General features: G+C 73.1%; 17 protein-coding genes. 4 read left to right on the top strand and 13 right to left on the bottom strand.

The genetic code is table 11. The annotated features are described in order from the left end of the window. Positions 1-96 precede the first annotated feature (96 nt). Positions 97-1,533: a PLP-dependent aminotransferase family protein gene (locus ACFV2S_RS19735; protein WP_385560354.1), complete on the bottom strand. Its 1,437-nt coding sequence runs from the start codon at positions 1,531-1,533 to the stop codon at positions 97-99. On the opposite strand from ACFV2S_RS19735, the gene ACFV2S_RS19730 reads away from it, so the two are divergent. Together ACFV2S_RS19730 and ACFV2S_RS19725 are read left to right on the top strand one after the other, a co-directional pair. Then, the gene (locus ACFV2S_RS19730; protein WP_385560351.1) at positions 1,532-2,539 is read left to right on the top strand and encodes a DMT family transporter; all 1,008 of its coding nucleotides are present in this window, start codon (positions 1,532-1,534) and stop codon (positions 2,537-2,539) included. The genes ACFV2S_RS19735 and ACFV2S_RS19730 overlap by 2 nt on opposite strands. 93 nt (positions 2,540-2,632) lie before the next feature. Further along, entirely contained in the window at positions 2,633-2,836 is a 204-nt protein-coding gene (locus ACFV2S_RS19725; RefSeq protein WP_351973371.1) for a DUF1918 domain-containing protein, read from the top strand. Positions 2,837-2,843: 7 nt separating this feature from the next. On the opposite strand, the gene ACFV2S_RS19720 is transcribed toward ACFV2S_RS19725, so the two are convergent. Continuing rightward, complete coding sequence (locus tag ACFV2S_RS19720; protein WP_385560347.1) at positions 2,844-3,953, bottom strand: glycoside hydrolase family 10 protein; 1,110 nt, start codon at positions 3,951-3,953, stop codon at positions 2,844-2,846. Between the two features lie 313 nt (positions 3,954-4,266). Here ACFV2S_RS19720 and ACFV2S_RS19715 point away from each other — a divergent pair, with 313 nt between their 5' ends. Beyond that, positions 4,267-5,127 (top strand): 3-hydroxybutyryl-CoA dehydrogenase, encoded by an 861-nt coding sequence (locus tag ACFV2S_RS19715; protein ID WP_383796843.1) that lies wholly within the window; start codon positions 4,267-4,269, stop codon positions 5,125-5,127. Between the two features lie 117 nt (positions 5,128-5,244). Here the strand turns inward: ACFV2S_RS19715 and ACFV2S_RS19710 are convergent, their stop codons facing one another. The 10 genes from ACFV2S_RS19710 to infC all read right to left on the bottom strand — a co-directional run bounded on the left by ACFV2S_RS19710 (position 5,245) and on the right by infC (position 16,421). Then, the gene (locus tag ACFV2S_RS19710; RefSeq protein ID WP_361393748.1) at positions 5,245-5,775 is read right to left on the bottom strand and encodes an NUDIX domain-containing protein; all 531 of its coding nucleotides are present in this window, start codon (positions 5,773-5,775) and stop codon (positions 5,245-5,247) included. Between the two features lie 62 nt (positions 5,776-5,837). Beyond that, positions 5,838-7,175 (bottom strand): transcriptional regulator, encoded by a 1,338-nt coding sequence (locus ACFV2S_RS19705; RefSeq protein WP_385560342.1) that lies wholly within the window; start codon positions 7,173-7,175, stop codon positions 5,838-5,840. Positions 7,176-7,455: 280 nt separating this feature from the next. Next, complete coding sequence (locus ACFV2S_RS19700; protein ID WP_385560339.1) at positions 7,456-8,523, bottom strand: PP2C family protein-serine/threonine phosphatase; 1,068 nt, start codon at positions 8,521-8,523, stop codon at positions 7,456-7,458. Positions 8,524-8,838: 315 nt separating this feature from the next. Then, the gene (pheT, locus tag ACFV2S_RS19695) at positions 8,839-11,367 is read right to left on the bottom strand and encodes a phenylalanine--tRNA ligase subunit beta (RefSeq protein ID WP_385560336.1); all 2,529 of its coding nucleotides are present in this window, start codon (positions 11,365-11,367) and stop codon (positions 8,839-8,841) included. Beyond that, positions 11,367-12,494, bottom strand: coding sequence for a phenylalanine--tRNA ligase subunit alpha (pheS, locus tag ACFV2S_RS19690; protein WP_385560333.1), 1,128 nt, complete (start codon positions 12,492-12,494; stop codon positions 11,367-11,369). Before pheS ends, pheT begins: the two co-directional genes overlap by 1 nt. Before the next feature lie 156 nt (positions 12,495-12,650). Next, positions 12,651-13,799, bottom strand: coding sequence for an ATP-binding protein (locus ACFV2S_RS19685; protein ID WP_385560330.1), 1,149 nt, complete (start codon positions 13,797-13,799; stop codon positions 12,651-12,653). An 80-nt stretch (positions 13,800-13,879) separates the two neighbouring features. Then, positions 13,880-14,719, bottom strand: a complete 840-nt coding sequence (locus ACFV2S_RS19680; protein ID WP_385560327.1) for a TrmH family RNA methyltransferase — start codon at positions 14,717-14,719, stop codon at positions 13,880-13,882. A gap of 144 nt (positions 14,720-14,863) precedes the next feature. Next, complete coding sequence (rplT, locus tag ACFV2S_RS19675; protein ID WP_017241732.1) at positions 14,864-15,250, bottom strand: 50S ribosomal protein L20; 387 nt, start codon at positions 15,248-15,250, stop codon at positions 14,864-14,866. A gap of 106 nt (positions 15,251-15,356) precedes the next feature. Beyond that, a complete protein-coding gene (gene rpmI / locus ACFV2S_RS19670; RefSeq protein ID WP_015032399.1) occupies positions 15,357-15,551 on the bottom strand; it encodes a 50S ribosomal protein L35 in 195 nt (64 codons plus the stop codon). A gap of 123 nt (positions 15,552-15,674) precedes the next feature. Beyond that, complete coding sequence (gene infC / locus ACFV2S_RS19665; RefSeq protein WP_385560432.1) at positions 15,675-16,421, bottom strand: translation initiation factor IF-3; 747 nt, start codon at positions 16,419-16,421, stop codon at positions 15,675-15,677. A 271-nt stretch (positions 16,422-16,692) separates the two neighbouring features. On the opposite strand from infC, the gene ACFV2S_RS19660 reads away from it, so the two are divergent. Then, positions 16,693-17,061: a DUF1844 domain-containing protein gene (locus ACFV2S_RS19660; RefSeq protein ID WP_189804492.1), complete on the top strand. Its 369-nt coding sequence runs from the start codon at positions 16,693-16,695 to the stop codon at positions 17,059-17,061. A gap of 3 nt (positions 17,062-17,064) precedes the next feature. On the opposite strand, the gene ACFV2S_RS19655 is transcribed toward ACFV2S_RS19660, so the two are convergent. Continuing rightward, positions 17,065-17,796, bottom strand: coding sequence for an SseB family protein (locus tag ACFV2S_RS19655; RefSeq protein ID WP_385560321.1), 732 nt, complete (start codon positions 17,794-17,796; stop codon positions 17,065-17,067). Positions 17,797-17,811 lie beyond the last annotated feature (15 nt).

Raw genomic sequence — 17,811 nt, 5'->3', positions numbered from 1 at the left:
CCCACTCCGGCGCGGGGGGCTCCGCCCGCTGTCTGCCCCGGCGCCGCGCGGGGGCGCCCCGCGCCCCCGGCGACACCGGCGGCCCGGTCCCCGGGGTCACCCGGCGAGTTCGTCCACCGCCGTCCGCAGGCGGCGCACGCCCTCGACGATCTCCGTGGGGCCCGCGACACCCGCGAAACTCAGCCGGATGTGGCCGGCGGGGGGTTCGGCGCAGAAGTAGGGGCGGCCGGGGGCGGCGGAGACGCCGGCGCGCAGGCCGGCGGCGAGGAGGGAGGCCTCGGGGAGGGTGTCGGGGAGGCGCAGCCAGAGGTGGTGGCCGCCGGAGGGGATGTGCGGCAGGGCGAGTTCGGGGAGGTGGAGGGCGAGCGCGCCCGTCATGACCTCCCGGCGGCTCCTGAGCTCCTGGCAGACGGCGCGGAGGTGGCGGGGCCAGGCCGGGGAGCCGACGAGTTCGAGCGCGGCCTCCTGGAGGGGCCGGGGGACGAAGAAGCTGTCGACGACCTGGATGGCGCGCAGTCGTTCCAGGACGGGTCCGCGGGCGGCGAGGGCGCCGACGCGGAGGCTCGCCGAGGTGATCTTGGTGAGGGAGCGGACGTGGACGACGACGCCGTCGGGGTCCTCGGCGACGAGCGGCGCGGGGAGCGGGCCCGCGTCCTCGTGGACGAGACGGCGGGCGAAGTCGTCCTCGACGACGAAGGCGCCCGCGGCGCGGGCGATGCGGACGACCTCACGGGCCCGCTCGGGGCGCACCACGGTCCCGGTGGGGTTCTGGAAGAGCGGCTGGCAGACGAAGACGCGGGCGCCGGTGGCGCGGAACGCGGCTTCGAGGAGTTCGGGGCGCACGCCGTCGGCGTCGGTCGGCACGGGGACGGGACGGATTCCGGCCGCGCGGGCGACGGCGAGCATGCCGGGGTAGGTGGGCGACTCGACAAGGACGGGGGTGCCGGGCGGGGCGAGGGCGCGCAGCGCGGTGCTGATCGCGGACTGGCCGCCGGCGGTGACGAGGACCTCCGCTGCGGTGACGCTGCCGCCGATCTCGCGGGCGAACCACGCGCGCAGTTCGGGCAGGCCGTCGGTGGGGGGTCTGCCCCAGGCGCCGGGGCGGCGGCCGGCCCGGGCGAGAGCGGCGGCGAGGGCGCTCTCGGGCTGGAGGGAGGGGTGGAGGTAGCCGCCGTTGAACTCGATCACGCCGGGCGGGGGCTCGGAGAGGGTGACGAGGACGCCGGAGGCGTCGACGGCCCGGGGGACGAGTTCGGTGGCGGTGTCGGCGCTGAGCGCGACCTCCTGCCAGGAGGTGTCGCCGACGACCGGGGCGGGGGTGCGGGGTTCCGCGCGGAAGGCGCCGGCTCCGGGACGGGTGACGACGAGCCCTTCGGCGGCGAGCTGGGCGAGGGCCCGGGTGACGGTGACCGGGGAGACGTGGAAGCGCTCGACGAGCGCCCTGCTCGATGGCAGCTTTCCACCGGGAGAGTAGCGGTTCAACTCGGCCCTCAGGGATTTCGCCAATTCCGCGACACTGCTACGCTCTTGCATGAGAACAAAGGATAGCGCTACTACCCCGACGACGATAGCGGTCACCGCTCCCGGACCGCCTCGGACCGCCGCCCCGGCCGCCGCCGGGACCGGCGCGACCGTCTCCGGCACCGGCACCGCCGCCTCGCGGAACCGGGCCGCCGCCGACCCCCGGACCCGTGGCACCCTGCTCGCCGGGCTCGGCGTGATCGCCTTCTCCCTCACCTTCCCCTCGACCGTCTGGGGCCTGGAGAGCTTCGGCCCCTGGTCGCTGGTGGCCGTGCGCTCCACCCTCGCCGCGCTCGTCGCCGGCGCCTTCCTCCTCGCGGGCCGGGTGCCGCTCCCCGAGCGCCGCCACTGGGCGGGCCTCGCGGTCGTCGCCTGCGGTGTCGTCATCGGCTTCCCGATCCTGACCACCCTGGCCCTGCAGACCTCCACCACCTCGCACGCCGCCGTGGTCGTGGGCCTCCTGCCGCTGACCACGGCGACCTTCGCCGCCGTGCGGACGGGGCGCCGGCCGTCCCGCACCTTCTGGATGGCGGCCGTCTCCGGCGCCGTGGTGGTGCTGGGCTTCACGCTCCAGCAGAGCGGGGGCTCCTTCTCCACGGGCGACCTGTACCTCTTCGGGGCGCTGCTCGTGTGCGCCGCCGGATACACCGAGGGCGGGCGGCTCGCCGCGGTCATGCCGGGGTGGCAGGTCATCGGCTGGGCCCTGGTCCTCTGCCTGCCGCTGACGGCGGTCGCCTCGGCCGTCTCGCTGTCCGTCGAGCCGGTGCACCTGACCGCGCACGGCGTCATCGGTCTCGTGTGGGTGGCCCTCGGCTCCACCTTCTTCGGCCTGTACGTCTGGTACCGCGGCATGGCCGCCGTCGGCATCCCCAAGGCCAGCCAGCTCCAGCTCGCCCAGCCGCTGCTCACCCTCTTCTGGTCGGTCGTCCTCCTCGACGAGACCCTGCCGCTGGCCGCCCCGGTCGCCGCGGTGACGGTGCTGGTCTGCATCGCGGTCACCCAGCGGGCGAAGAGCTGACGCGACGAACCGGGGCGGAACGGGTCACAATGGCAGACAGAGACCCTGCGCAGTACAGGCCAGGAGAAGCCCGGTCGCGAGGAGGTCACCCCGATGCAGGCGAGCGTGGGCGACAAGCTGCTGGTACACGGCCGGACCGTGGGTCATCACGACCGCACGGCCGAGGTCCTTCAGGTACTGGGGGAGAACGGCACTCCCCCGTACCGCGTGAAGTTCGACGACGACGGCCACGAGGCCCTGATGTCGCCGGGCCCCGACACCGTCGTACGCCACCACCCGGAGACGGGGACCGGCTGAGCCCTCCCTACTTCGGCGGACGGACCCGGGTCGGGTAGTGATCGGCCACCACGGTCGTCATCGCCCCGATCGGGTCCGCGGCGACCTCCTTCGCGGAGAACCAGCAGTGACCGCCGACGGAGGGATACCTCCGGGCCAGGTCCAGGTGGCGCGACAGCTCCCGCGGATCCTGCCAGGGCGCGGGCTGGGCGGGATCGCCCGCCTTGTAGAGCGCCTCGCCGATGTAGAGGCCGACCCCGGTGTCCCGGACCACCTCGTCCCACCAGGGCAGCAGCCTGGCGTAGTCGGCGGCGGGCAGCCCGATGTTCCAGTAGAGCTGGGGGACGACGTAGTCGATCCAGCCCTCGCGGATCCACTTCCGGGTGTCGGCGTGGAGGTCGTCGTACGTCTGGACGCCGGCGCGGGTGTCCGAGCCCTCCGGATCGGTGGCGACGTTGCGCCAGACCCCGAACGGGCTGATGCCGAAGGCCGTGCGCCTCCCGGTCGCCCGGATCCGGGCGGACATCTCCGAGACCAGCAGATCGGTGTTGCTCCGGCGCCAGGACGCCTTGTCCGGGAAGTCCCCGCCGTACCGCGCGTACGCCTCGTCGTCGGCGAAGACCTGCCCGGCCACCGGGTACGGATAGAAGTAGTCGTCCCAGTGCACGGCGTCGACGTCGTAGCGGCGCACCGCGTCCAGCATCGCGTCCTGGACGAAGGCCCGGACCTCGGGCAGCCCCGGGTTGTAGTAGAGCTTCCCGCCGTAGGGCAGGACCCACTCCGGGTGGAGCCGGGCCGGATGGCTCGCGACGAGCCGGCCGGGGTCCGTGTGGTTCGCCACGCGGTACGGGTTGAACCAGGCGTGCAGTTCGAGTCCCCGGGCGTGGGCCTCCTCGACGGCCGTGCCCAGCGGGTTCCAGCCGGGGTCCCTGCCCTGGGTGCCGGTCAGGTACTGCGCCCACGGCTCGTACGGAGAGGGCCAGAGCGCGTCGGCGGTCGGCCTGACCTGCAGGACCACCGTGTTGAGCCGGCGCCCGACGGCGGTGTCCAGGTGGCCGAGGAGCTCGGCGCGCTGCTGCTCGGCGGTCAGTCCGGCCCGGGAGGGCCAGTCGCGGTTGGCGACGGTCGCCAGCCACATCCCCCGGAACTCCCGCCGGCGGTGCGGCCTCCCCCGTCCCGGCCGTGCGGCACCGGCCGCCGGGTCCGCTGTCGTTCCCGTCACGGCGAGCGCCGCCCCGCCGACGCCGGCCACGAACCCTCTTCTGCCGATAGGCCGCACTTGTACCCCTCTTCTGTCGGATACGTCACACGCACCCGGACAGCATGCCCGCCCCGGACGATCGATCATCGGTTAATGAGCGGTAACGTCGTGGGGGTAGAGGCGGACGCACCCGGAATCACACGGGCCCCCGCCGCCGGAGAAGAGCGAAAGGCACGAGGTGACGGACTCCATGGCCGACATTGAGCGCGTCGGAGTGGTGGGCTGCGGCCAGATGGGCGCGGGCATCGCAGAGGTGTGTGCCCGGAGCGGGCTCGACGTGAGGGTCGCCGAGACCACCGGCGAGGCGCTGGAGATCGGCCGCACACGGCTCTTCAACTCGCTGAACAAGGCCGCCGAACGCGGCAAGATCAGCGAGGAGGAGCGGGACGCGACGCTCGCCCGTCTCAGCTTCACCACCGACCTCGGCGAGTTCGCCGACCGCGACCTCGTCATCGAGGCGGTCGTCGAGAACGAGCAGGTCAAGACCGAGATCTTCCAGGTCCTCGACCAGGTGGTGACCCGCCCGGACGCCATCCTGGCCTCCAACACCTCCTCCATCCCGCTGGTGAAGCTGGCCGTGGCGACCTCCCGCCCCGACCAGGTCATCGGCATCCACTTCTTCAACCCGGCCCCGGTGCAGAAGCTCGTCGAGCTGATCCCGGCCCTCACCACCTCCGAGGGCACGATCAGCCGCGCCCAGGCCTTCGCGGAGAAGGTGCTCGGCAAGCACGCGATCCGCGCCCAGGACCGCTCCGGCTTCGTGGTCAACGCGCTGCTCGTGCCGTACCTCCTCTCGGCGATCCGGATGTTCGAGTCGGGCATCGCGAGCCGCGAGGACATCGACAACGGCATGGAGTTCGGCTGCGCCCACCCGATGGGTCCGCTGAAGCTCTCCGACCTGATCGGCCTGGACACCATCGCGTCCATCGCCGACTCGATGTACTCCGAGTTCAAGGAGCCGCTGTACGCCGCTCCCCCGCTGCTCCAGCGCATGGTGGACGCGGGCCGGCTCGGCCGGAAGACGGGCTCGGGCTTCTACCCGTACGCCTGAGGACCCGGCACCCCCCAGACCCGGAGTCCGGCGTCCGACCCCTGACGCCGCGGCTCCGGCCGGACGGCCCGTACCCCCGCACAGGCACGGGCCGTCCGGCACAGGTGCCCCCGCGCCTCAGCCGAGGCGCAGATGGTGGAGCATCAGCAGCCCGGCGGCCATGTTCGCCGCCGGGATCTCGCCCCGGCCGATCATGTCGGGGATCTGCTTCAGCGGGACCCAGGCCCGCCGCGAGGACTCGAAGGCGTCCTCGGGCGGTCCGGTGTACGTCGCGCGTTCCGCCCAGTAGAGGTGGTGACGGGCGTCGGTGAGGCCGTTGGAGGGTTCGACGGTGAGGAGATGCCGCAGCGGCCCCGGCCGCCAGCCGGTCTCCTCCTCCATCTCGCGGGCGGCGGCGGCCTCGATGTCCTCGCCGTCCTCGACGACGCCGGCGGCCAGCTCCCAGCCCCAGCTGTCGGTGATGAAGCGATGGCGCCAGAGCATCAGGACTTCGTCGGCCTCGTTGACGGCCGTCGCGACGGCGACCGGGCGGAGCCGGATCAGATAGTGGTCGAGGTGGCGGCCGTCGGGGAGTTCGACGTCCGCGAGGTTCACCCGGAACCAGCGGTTCTCATAGACGGAGCGTTCGCTCAGTTTCGTCCACTGCACTTTCTTGCCACCTTCCGATCGGTCGGTGCTTGTTTGGTGGCAATATCGCAGCAGTCGACGGCTCACAGGGGAACGCGCAGCGCCCCGTCGATGAGAGCGGCGGCCTCCCGGGCGTCCCCGCCGCCGCTCGCCAGGAGACGCTCCCGCACCTGCGTCAGCCGCTCCCGCAGCCGCCGCGACTCCATCCCCCGCGCCCGCTCCGTCATCTCCACCGCCGTGCGCGCCGCCCGGTCGGCCTCCCCCTGCCGCAGCTCGATCTGGCACAGCATGGCGAGCCGGTGCACCCGGCCCCGGTCGTGCGAGGGCGCCCCGACCGCCTCCGACGCGTGCGCGTGGGCCGCGCCGAGATCACCCAGATCCAGCAGGGCCTCGGCCACCTGGACGTTGACGAACCCCGGCTGCACGTAGCCGGTCTCGGCCGGCTCCTCCCCCGGAGTGATCCGCCCCGCCGCCTCCTCCGCCCGACGGATGCAGGACAGCGCGGCGGCCCCGTCCCCCAGATGCGCGTACGCCTTCGCCTGCATCGCCGTCAGATCGGCCGCGAGCGCCGGGGTGATCTGCGTCCCCGCCGCCCGCAGCGCCGCCTCCGCGAACGCCACGGCCTGCCGGTACTCCCCCATGAACAGCGACTGGTTGACCAGGAGCGCGATCACGTACGCCCCCAGCCCCCGGTCCCCGCTCGCCTTGGCCAGCCGCAGCGCCTGGTGGAAGTAGCGCTGGGCGAGGCCGTGCGCGTCCGCGTCGTAGGCGCAGATCCCCGCCACGGCGACGAGCCCGCCGGTGGCCCGGTGCAGCCGCCTTCCCAGCGCGTCGCTGTACGTGCCCCGGAGCAGCGGCGCGGTCTCGGTGTTCAGGAAGCCGACGATCCGGGCGCGGGTCGCGATGCCCCCGGCCCTCCGGTACATCTGCTCGTAGTGCGACCGGGCCGCGCTCAGGACGGCGATGTCGGCCGCCGAGACCGTCGTCCGGCCCGTACGGGAGACGTCCACGTCCTCCGGCGGGTTCTCCCACTCCCACACCGGCATCACCGCCGGGGTGCCGGTCACGGCCGGGGCGGCGACCGTGTGCGGCCGCTGCTGCTCGTCGGAGCGCCACAGCGCGGCCGCCCGTTCCACGAAACCGGACAGCGGCGATCCGGCCGCCGGCGGGCCGCCCGGCACGCCCAGGCCGATGTCGTCCAGGGTCACCTGCCGGCGCAGCCGGGCGGCGAGCACCTCGCAGATCAGGTCCGGCACCTGGCCCCGCGGCCGCTGCCCCTTCAACCAGCGGGCCACGGCGGTGTGTTCGTACCGCAGGGTGAGGCCCCTGGTCCGGCCCGCCCGGTTCACCCGGGCGGCCAGGCCGGCGTTCGAGACGCCTGCTTCGTCGAGCAGGGCGTCGAGCAAGGTATTGGGCTGCATGACCGCTCCGGTGGCTCGCGTGCCGCTCCGCACGCTCGGTGAACTCAGCGTAGCGGCGGCCGATTTCGCACGGGGTGTGAACGAAGTACCCGTTCTCCCGGTCCGCGCACTCTGCCACGCTCGTCCCGGCCCCGGTTGACTGTGCTTCTCGCCGCAAGGCGACGACCGGGCCGCCGGCTCCCCCTCGTACAGTGCGGCCGCCCGGTCCGCGTCGCCCGCTCCGCTGATCTGCCCGACACTCCGTGGCGGGGCGGGCGACGCCGGTCCCGGCCCCCTCCGCTCAGCAGTGGGAGGAGGGGGCGGGCCGGGGGCGGCGCAGCCCGGGTTCGGCGGGCTGCGCCGGCACCCGGACACGGTCGTTGCGTACGACCAGCAGCGCGATGTCGTCGGCGAGCCGGCCGCCCGTGTGGTGCAGCAGCGCCGTGTGGACCCGGCGGACCAGGGCGGCGGGTGCCTCGCCGGGCACCTCGGACAGGGCCTCGTCGAGCGCGAAGAACCTGCCCCGGTGGTCACGGGCCTCCTCCGCGCCGTCGGTGTGCAGGACCAGCGTCTCGCCGGGCAGCAGCCGGGCCCCCGCGTACGGCACGATCCCGGTGGGCAGCGGCAGCACCCCGAGCGGGGGCAGCGGGTCCCCGACCGGGAGGCGCTCCGCCGTCGCCCCCAGGCGGTACGGCCCGGGGTGACCGCAGTTGAGGACGGCCAGGCGGCCGTCGGAGCGGACCTCCACGAGCAGCAGCGTGACGAACTCCTCCGCCACCGGGTGCTCGGGCCGCGCGCCGGCCCGCGCCGGGTGCTCGTCCCGCGCGCGCTCCCGCAGATGCCGCTCCAGGGCCCTCTCCAGCCTCCGCAGCACACCGGCGAGTTCGGGCTCGTCGTGGGCGGCCTCGCGGAAGCTGCCGAGCAGCGCGACCACCGCGCCGAGCGCGGCGAGCCCGTGGCCCCGCACGTCCCCGATGACGATCCGCACCCCGTGGGGGGTCGCCACCGCCTCGTACAGGTCCCCGCCGACGGACGCGCCCCGGGAGGCGGACAGCTGCCCCGCGGCCAGCGTGAGGCCGTCGAGCCGGGCCGGCGGCGGGCGAAGCAGGACCCGCTGCGTGGCCGCCGCGACGGCCCGGACCTGCTCCAGTTCCCGTACGAGCCCGTGCCGGAGGCCCAGCACCAGGCCGATGCCGACCGTGAGGAAGACGACACTGGTGGCGATCCGCATGGGCAGTCCCGGCTGTCGGGCCAGTGGACAGCCGAACCTCCACGCCACGGCCACGGCGCCCCACGCGGCGGGAAGAGCGAGCGGGGCCAGCCGGCGGAGCCGGGAGCCATCGGCGAGCAACGACCTGGTACGGATCATGCACGGCCCTTCCCGAGCCCCGACAGCGCCCGAAGGCCCTGCGGCCCACAGGTCCGCCCCTGTGGCCGCGTCGATTCTGCCGACCGCGAGGTCCGCCCCGGAACACCCCTCGGCAATCTCACCCGAAGGAGTGAGCACCCCTGGCGCGCCGCCCTCCGCCAGGGCTTCGCCACGCGCACGGGCACCCGGATCCCGTACGGGCGTACGTGCCCCCGTCCGGTGGAGGTGGGGTCGGCCCCGCACACGGCGGAGGGCCGCCCCGGGAATCCCCGGGGCGGCCCTCCTGGTCCTGCCGGACGTGCTGCTCGGTGCCGGTCAGGCGCCGCGCAGGACGGCGCCCGTGCGCTCGGCGGCCAGGGCCACCGCGGCGTCACGGGCCGCGCTGGCCTCGTCGACCGTCAGCGTCCGGTCCTCGGCGCGGAACTTCAGCGCGTACGCGAGGGACTTGCTGTCCTCGCCGACCTGGTCGCCGGTGTAGACGTCGAACAGCCGGATGGACTCCAGGAGTGCGCCCGCGCCCTCGGTGAGGGCGGCCTCGACGTCGGCGGCCGGGACTCCGGCGGCGACGACCAGGGCGACGTCCTGGGTGGCGACCGGGAAGGAGGAGATCCGGGGGGCCTTCAGGGGACCCTCGTTCGCCTTCTCCAGGAGGTCCAGGTCGATCTCCATCGCGCAGGCGCGGGCCGGCAAGCCGAACGCCTTCACCACGCGCGGGTGGAGCTCGCCGGCGTGGCCGACGAGGACCTTCTCGCCGTCCACCTCGACGTGGAACGCGGCGCAGCGGCCGGGGTGCCAGGGCGCGTGCTGGTCGGCGCTGATGATCAGCTCGACCCCGGCCTCGGCGGCCACGGTCCGGCCGGCCTCGATCGCGTCCGCCCAGTCGGACGGGCGGCCCTTGCCCCACCAGCCGGCCTGCTCGCGCGCACCGGCGAGGACGACGGCGGCGCGGCGCGGCTGCGCGGGCAGCGCGGCGTTGACGCGGGCGATCTCCTCGTCGGTGGGACGGCGGTCGACGCCCAGGCGGACGGCGACGCCCGGCTGGTCGCCCGGCCGGAAGACCAGGCCGGTCTCGAAGAGCGCCAGGTCGTGGCTGCCGCGGCTGTCGTTGCGGCGGAGCGCGCCGAGCAGACCGGGGAGCAGCGTCGTACGGAGCGCGGGCTCCTCGTCGGAGAGCGGGTTGACCAGCTTCACGAGGCGGCGACGGGCGTCGTCCGCGTCGAGACCGAGCTGGTCGAGGGCCTGCTCGCCGATGAACGGGTAGTTCAGGGCCTCGACGTAGCCGGCGCCGGCCAGGGCGCGGCCCACCCGGCGGTGGACGCGCTGGCGCTCGGTGAGCCCGCGGCCGGCCGGGGGCTTCGGCAGCGTGGAGGGCAGGTTCTCGTAGCCCTCCAGCCGGATGACCTCTTCGGCGAGGTCGTTCGGCACGTTGAGGTCGGGGCGCCACGAGGGCACGGTGACGACGAGCTCGTCCTGGCCGTAGACGTCGCAGCCGACCTCCTGGAGGCGGCGGACGACGGTCTCGCGGCCGTAGTCGACTCCCGCGACCTTGTCCGGGTGGTTCGCCGGCATGGCGATCGTCCGGGGCGCGGACGGGGCCGCGACCTCGGTGACCCCGGCCTCGGCGGTGCCGCCCGCGAGGAGCACCAGCAGGTCGACGCAGCGCTGCGCGGCAGCGGCGGCGGCCTGCGGGTCGACCCCGCGCTCGAAGCGCTTGGACGCCTCGGAGGACAGCTTGTGGCGGCGGGCCGTGCGGGCGATCGAGATCGCGTCGAAGTGCGCGGCCTCGATGACGACCTCGGAGCTGCCGGTGACGATCCCGGTCTCCGGGTCGGTCACCGGGTCGGCGATCTCCGTGTTGGCCCCGCCCATGACGCCCGCGATGCCGATCGGGCCGCGGTTGTCGGTGATGACCAGGTCCGCGGCGTCCAGGACGCGCACGGTGCCGTCGAGCGTGGTGATCTTCTCACCGGCCTCGGCACGGCGGACCCCGATGGGGCCGTCGAGCCGGGTGCGGTCGTAGGCGTGGATCGGCTGGCCGAGCTCCAGCATCACGTAGTTGGTGATGTCGACGGCCAGCGAGATCGAGCGCATGCCGGCCTTCTGGAGGCGGCGCTGCAGCCAGATCGGGGAGCGGGCCTCGGGCGCCAGGCCGACGACGGTGCGCGCGGTGAAGCGGTCGCAGCCGAGCGGGTCGGTGATCTGGACCGGGTAGCCGTACGAGTTCGGCGCGGGCACGTCGAGGAGCGCCGGGTCGCGCAGCGGCAGGCCGTAGGCGGTGGCCGTCTCACGGGCGACGCCGCGCATCGAGAGGCAGTAGCCGCGGTCCGGGGTGACGGCGATGTCGAGGACCTCGTCGAACAGCTCCAGGAGGACCGTGGCGTCGGTGCCGATCTCGTGCTCCGGCGGGAGCACGATGATGCCGTGCGTGCCGTCGTCGCCCATGCCGAGCTCGTCGCCGGAGCAGATCATGCCCCGGGAGACGCGGCCGTACGTCTTGCGCTCGGCGATCCGGAAGTCTCCGGGGAGCACGGCGCCGGGCAGGGCCACGACGACCTTGTCGCCCTCGGCGAAGTTCCGGGCGCCGCAGATGATCTCCTGGGGCTCACCGGTGCCGTTGGCCTGGCCGACGTCGACGGTGCAGAAGCGGATCGGCTTCTTGAAGTCCGTCAGCTCCTCGATGGTGAGGACCTTGCCGACCACCAGCGGGCCGGTCAGGCCGGCGCCGAGCCGCTCGACGGTCTCGACCTCGAGGCCTGCCGAAATGAGCTTGGCCTGGACGTCGCGGCCGGTCTCCGTCGCCGGCAGGTCGACGTACTCCCGCAGCCAAGAAAGCGGGACCCGCATCAGATCTCCATCCCGAAAGGCCGGGTGAAACGGACGTCACCCTCGACCATGTCTCGCATGTCGTCGACGTTGTGGCGGAACATCAGCATCCGCTCGATGCCGAACCCGAAGGCGAATCCGCTGTACTTCTCGGGGTCCACGCCGCAGGCGGTCAGCACCTTCGGGTTGACCATGCCGCAGCCGCCGAGCTCGATCCAGCCCTCGCTGCCGCAGGTGCGGCAGGGACGGTCCGGGTTGCCGACGGACTCGCCGCGGCAGACGTAGCAGAGCATGTCCATCTCGGCGGACGGCTCGGTGAAGGGGAAGAAGTTCGGCCGCAGCCGGGTCTTCATGTCCGGGCCGAAGAGCGCCTGGACCATGTGGTCCAGGGTGCCCTTGAGGTCGGCCATGGTCAGGCCCTCGTCGACGGCGAGCAGCTCGATCTGGTGGAAGACCGGGGTGTGCGTGGCGTCGAGCTCGTCCGTGCGGTAGACGCGGCCGGGGCACACGACGTAGACCGGCGGCTCCCGGTCGATGAGCGTGCGGGCCTGGACCGGCGAGGTGTGCGTACGGAGCACGACGCCGGACTCGTCGCCGGTGGTGCCCTCGGGGCCCTGGACGAAGAACGTGTCCTGCATCTGCCGGGCCGGGTGGTCCGGGACGAAGTTCAGGGCGTCGAAGTTGAACCACTCCGCCTCGACCTCGGGGCCCTCGGCGACCTCGTACCCCATGGAGACGAACACGTCGGAGACGCGCTCCATGAGCGTGGTCAGCGGGTGGCGGGCACCGGCCGGGACGCGGTCGTACGGCAGGGTGACGTCGACGGCCTCCTCCACGAGGACGCGCGCGTCGCGCTCGGCCTCCAGCTCGGTCTGCCGGGCGGCGAGCGCCTTGGAGACGACGCCGCGGGCCTGGCCCACGAGCTTTCCGGCGGCGGCCTTGGCCTGCGGAGGCAGGGCGCCGATCTCCCGGTTGGCGAGCGCCAGCGGCGAGGTGCCACCGGTGTGCGCCGTCTTCGCGTGCGCGAGCGCGTCGAGGTCGCCCGCGGCGGCGAAGGCGGCGAGCGCCTCGTCCCGCATGCGCTCGATCTCTTCCGGTTTCAGTGCCTCGACCTCAACCGGGTCGTACGACTTATTGGGTGCGGACATCTCTTCCCGTGCTTCCGTTGGCTGGCTGGGCGGCCCCGCTCGACGTCAAGGGCGCAAACGTGCCAAAGGACGAGTCTAACGGGGCGCGGGGACGCGAATGAGCCCGTGGGCAGGCCGGGCGGCTCCTGATCTCGTACGGTCTCGACTGCTGAGACGTCAGAGGAGGTGGGCCGGGGTGCCGACGGGCAGGATAAATCGGAACTCGGCCCCGCCACGGGGGCCCCGTCCGACGGTGATGGTGCCGCCGTGGGCCTCGACGACGCCCTTGACGATGTAGAGGCCGAGGCCGGTGCCGCCGCGTTTGCTGCCCCGCCAGAAGCGGGTGAAGACGCGGCTCATCGACGCTTCGGGGATGCCGGGTCCCTCGTCTCTCACGGTGACCTCCGTCCCCTCTTCTCCGTCGTCGCCCAGCGTGGTGGGTGCCACCTCGATGGTGACGGTTCCGTCGCCGTGGCGCACCGCATTTTCGAGCAGGTTCCCGAGGATCTGGTCGATCTTGTCGGGGTCGGCCCACAGCGCGGGCAGCCCCGGCCTGATCCGTACGAAGAAACGGTCCGGGGACTGACCGCCGGTGGTGTGCACCTGGATGTGGCGGCCGACGGCGGCGGCGATGTCCACGGGCTGGCGGCGCACCTCGAGGCGGCCGGAGTCGATCCGGGAGATGTCGAGCAGTTCGGCGATGAGCCGTTTGATCCGGCCCGCGTCCGCGTCGACCGTCTCCAGCATGAGCCGCTTCTGCTCGTCGTTGAACCGCTCCCACTTGTCGAGGAGGGTGGCGGTGAAGCCCTTCACGGAGGTGAGCGGGGAGCGCAGTTCGTGGGCGACGGTGGCGATGAGCTCGGCGTGGCTGCGCTCGGTGCGGCGGCGCGCCTCGGTGCCGCGCAGCGAGACCACGACGCGCCGGACGGGCCCGTTGGGGTGCTCGCGGACGTACCGGGCGGAGACGAGGACCTCGCGGCCGCCGGGGAGCAGCAGGTTCCGCTCGGGCTGTCCGCGCCGGGTGGAGAGCCCGCCGTACGGATCGGTCAGCGGCCACCAGCGGCATCCCTTGAGGTCCTCCAGGGGCAGCGCCCGGTCGAGGGGGAGGCCGAGGGCCCGGTCGGCGGGTACGGCGGTGATGCGGGCGGCGGCGGCGTTGAAGCAGACGACGCGGCCGGTCTCGTCGGCGATGACGAGACCGTCGGGCAGGTCGTCGGGGTCGACGCCGGCGAATCCGGCGAGCGGCCGCGGGCCGGGTCCCGGGGATTCCGGGGCGTGCGGCGCGGCGCTCCGTGCCTGTGCGGGACTGTCCGTGCCGACCGTCATCCCGTTCCCCACCCCTCCGTGCCGTGCAGTGGGCCCCCGAGTGGGTCACTCTACTGGGCGAGGGCGGCGGAATGGACCCCTCAGGCGGTGGTTCGGGGACGCTGGGCGCGCGCGGAGGCGTACAGGCAGACCGCGGCGGCGGTGGCGAGGTTGAGGCTCTCGGCCTTGCCGTGGATCGGGACGCGGACGACGGCGTCGGCGAGCGCCCGGGTCTCCTCGGGCAGCCCCCAGGCCTCGTTGCCGAAGATCCAGGCGGTGGGCCCGCCCATGGTGCCGGCGTCGAGCTCGTCGTCGAGGTCGTCCTGGCCCGCCCCGTCGGCGGCGAGGATGCGTACGCCCGCGCCCTTGAGTCCGGCGACGGCCTGCTCGACGGGGACGCCGACGGCCACCGGGAGGTGGAAGAGGGAGCCGACGGAGGCGCGGACGGACTTGGGGTTGTAGAGGTCGACGGAGGCGTCGGTGAGGACGACGGCGTCGGCGCCGGCCGCGTCGGCGCAGCGCAGGACGGTGCCGGCGTTCCCGGGGTCGCGGACGTGCGCGAGGACGGCGACCAGCTTGGGCTTCGCGGCGATGATCTCCTCGAACGGCGAGTCGAGGAACCGGCAGACGCCGACGAGTCCCTGCGGGGTGACGGTCTGGGAGACCTCGGCGAGGACGGCGTCGGAGGCGAAGTGGACGCGGGCGCCGGCGGCGTGGGCGGCGTCGATGATCGCGGCGTAGCGCTCGGCGGCCTCGACGGTGGTGAAGAGCTCGACGAGGGTGGGCTCGCCGCCGGGGCCGCGGTGCTCGACGGCCTCGCGGACGGCCTGCGGGCCCTCGGCGATGAAGAGGCGGTCCTTGCCCCGGAAGTTGCGCTTGGCGAGCCGCCGGGCGGCGACGACGCGCGGGGAACGCGGGGAGATCAGCTCGGGGGTGGACATGTGCCTGCGGCTCTCTGACTCGTCGGGTACGGCGGCTGGGGCCCGATCCGACGGGACGGCCGGGCGGGCCCTGGGGCGGTCAACGCGCCGGACCCGCAGGCGCGATGCCTGCGGGTCCGGGCAGAAGTACTGCGGCCTGGAAGATCAGGCGGCGGCCTTCGGGGCGTTGACGTCGGCCGGGAGGGCCTTCTGCGCGACCTCGACCAGCGCGGCGAACGCGTTGATGTCGTTGACGGCCAGCTCGGCGAGGATCTTGCGGTCCACCTCGATGTTGGCGGCCTTCAGACCCTGGATGAGGCGGTTGTACGTCATGCCGTTCTGGCGGGCAGCGGCGTTGATGCGCTGGATCCACAGCTGACGGAAGTCGCCCTTGCGCTTCTTGCGGTCGTTGTAGTTGTAGACCAGCGAGTGGGTGACCTGCTCCTTGGCCTTGCGGTACAGGCGCGAACGCTGACCGCGGTAGCCGGAGGCCGCCTCGAGGATCGCCCGGCGCTTCTTGTGGGCGTTGACTGCCCGCTTGACGCGTGCCACTTGTTAACTCCTTGTAGCGGGGTCGTGGTTGGACTCACACGACCCGAAAAACGAATGGGTCCCGGACCTGGCCGGAAGCCCCCGTCACCGAGGGCGGGTGATCAGATCAGATGCCCAGCATCTTCTTGATCTTGGCCGCGTCGCCCGGGGCCATCTCGGCGTTGCCGGTGAGGCGACGCGTCAGCTTGGACGACTTGTGCTCGAGCAGGTGGCGCTTGCCGGCGCGCTCGCGCAGGATCTTGCCGGAGCCGGTGACCTTGAAGCGCTTCTTGGCACCGGAGTGCGTCTTGTTCTTCGGCATCGCGCCGTATCTCCTCGTCAGTGGCGCTCCCCCCGGTGCGGGCACCGGACATCCGGGAGCGTCAATTCTTCGTTTGGTGGTTCCGGGCGGGGCCCGGGGCTGCCTGGGTGGCAGCCCCGCGGGTCACGCCTCGGGGGTCTCGGCCGGAGCGTCGACCGGGGCCTCGGCGACCGGGGCCTCGGCGACCGGAGCCTCGGAGGTCTCCTCGGAGGAGACGCCCTGGCGCTCGGCCTTGCGTGCGGCCTGGGCCTCACGCGCCTCGGCCATGGCCTCGGTCTTCTTCTTGTGCGGACCGAGAACCATGATCATGTTCCGGCCGTCCTGCTTCGGGTTGGACTCGATGAAGCCAAGCTCCTCGACGTCCGACGCCAGCCGCTGCAGCAGTCGGAAACCAAGCTCGGGGCGGGACTGCTCACGACCACGGAACATGATCGTGATCTTGACCTTGTCACCCTGCTTGAGGAACCGGACGACGTGACCCTTCTTGGTGTCGTAGTCGTGCGGGTCGATCTTCGGCCGGAGCTTCATCTCCTTGATGACCGTGTGCGCCTGGTTCTTGCGCGCCTCACGGGCCTTCATGGCCGACTCGTACTTGAACTTCCCGTAGTCCATGAGCTTGCACACGGGCGGACGGGCGTTCGCCGCGACCTCGACCAGGTCGAGGTCGTACTCCTGTGCGAGCTCCAGGGCCTTGGCAAGCGGAACAATCCCGACCTGCTCGCCGCTGGGTCCGACAAGTCGCACCTCGGGAACGCGAATCCTGTCGTTGATGCGGGGCTCGGCGCTGATGGATCCTCCTCGGTAGCACCACGCGACCGCCTGGCGGACGGACGCGCATGTCTGTTTTTGAGACCAACCGAGCCGGCACATGAAAAACGCCCCGGTACAGTACACAGGCGGGGCTCCATGGAAAACCGGAGCACCACCACGGTGAACCGCGGGGCGCACATCGGGCGGCTCCATCGTCCGTACGGAACGATGGGCGCCACCTGACCGGTGACCCGCCACCCGTGAGGGTGGTCAGGTGGGAGAACGGAGCCTCCACTTGTGGGCCGGACACAGAGATGTCCGGCCGGTCGTTACACAAGGTTAGCAGGACCCGGCGGTCGGCGCGAACCGTCCGTCCGCTTATCGTGTGGGCATGAGCGAGACGCCCCAGAACGAGTCCACGGACTCCCCCGACTTCGAAAGCATGACCCGCGACATCGCGGAGGTCCCGGCCGTCGAGGTGATCGTGACCGTCGCCGTGAACCTGATGAGCGCCGCCGCCGTGAAGCTCGGGCTCACCGAGGAGGGCGAGAAGCACAAGGACCTCGACGAGGCGCGGAAGCTGATCCACGCGCTCGCGGGCCTCCTGGACGCCGGCGCGACGGAGGTGTCCTCCTTCCACGCGGCGCCCCTGCGCGACGGCCTGAAGTCCCTCCAGCTCGCCTTCCGCGAGGCCTCCCTGATCCCGGACGAGCCGGGCCAGGGACCGGGCGAGAAGTACACGGGGCCCGTGTACGGCTAGGAACTACCTCACGTAGAAGGGCTCGCCCGGAGGCGTGGCCGAGGCCGGCAGGAGTGCCAGGTCGAGGCCCCGCACCAGGCGGGCCCTCAGTGTTTCGTCGGCGGCCAGCGCGCGGGCCACGCGCTGGGCGGCCTCCGCGGCGGAGGCCTCCGCGTCGAGCACCAGGGCGACGGTGCCGTCGGCGGTGCCCGGTCCCAGGTGGGCGCGGAGGACCGCGGGCTCGGCGGCCACGACGGCGCGCACGGCCTCCCGCACGGCCGGGTCGTCGAGCGGATCGGCACTGGAGCGGCCCTCGGCGAGGGCGAGCAGCGCGGAGCCGGTCACCTGGTACGGCACGGGTCCGGCCATGTCCAGGACCAGGGTGTCGGCCTTCTCGTGGACGAGCGCGGCCAGCGCCTGCCGGGTGGGGACGGCGACGGGACGCGCCGCCGGGTCCCAGAGCGCGAGCGCGGCGGTCGAGGTGAAGGCCGGCAGGGCCCGCCGGTCGCCCGCCGTGAGGGTGGGGACGGCCATGTCGCTCGTCTTCTCCTGCTTCAGGCCCGTCACGGGGTCGGTCTCGACCTCGCCGAGGACGGCGACCACGGGGACCAGCAGCCGGGCCTCCTTCAGCGCTTCGAGGACGGGACCGTGGGCGGTTCTGTCCTCCGCCCAGGCCGCGAGGGCCGCGGCGAGCCGCGGGTCGGCGGTGCCGTCGTCTTCGGAGAAACCGGGGTCCGGGATGTTCTTGAGGGCCACGGGACGAGCCTAACC

This window comes from Streptomyces sp. NPDC059695 (assembly GCF_042733785.1).
GTDB lineage: Bacteria > Actinomycetota > Actinomycetes > Streptomycetales > Streptomycetaceae > Streptomyces.
The sequence above is the reverse complement of the archived record's forward strand: the minus strand, read 5'-3'. Positions and strand labels throughout refer to the sequence as shown.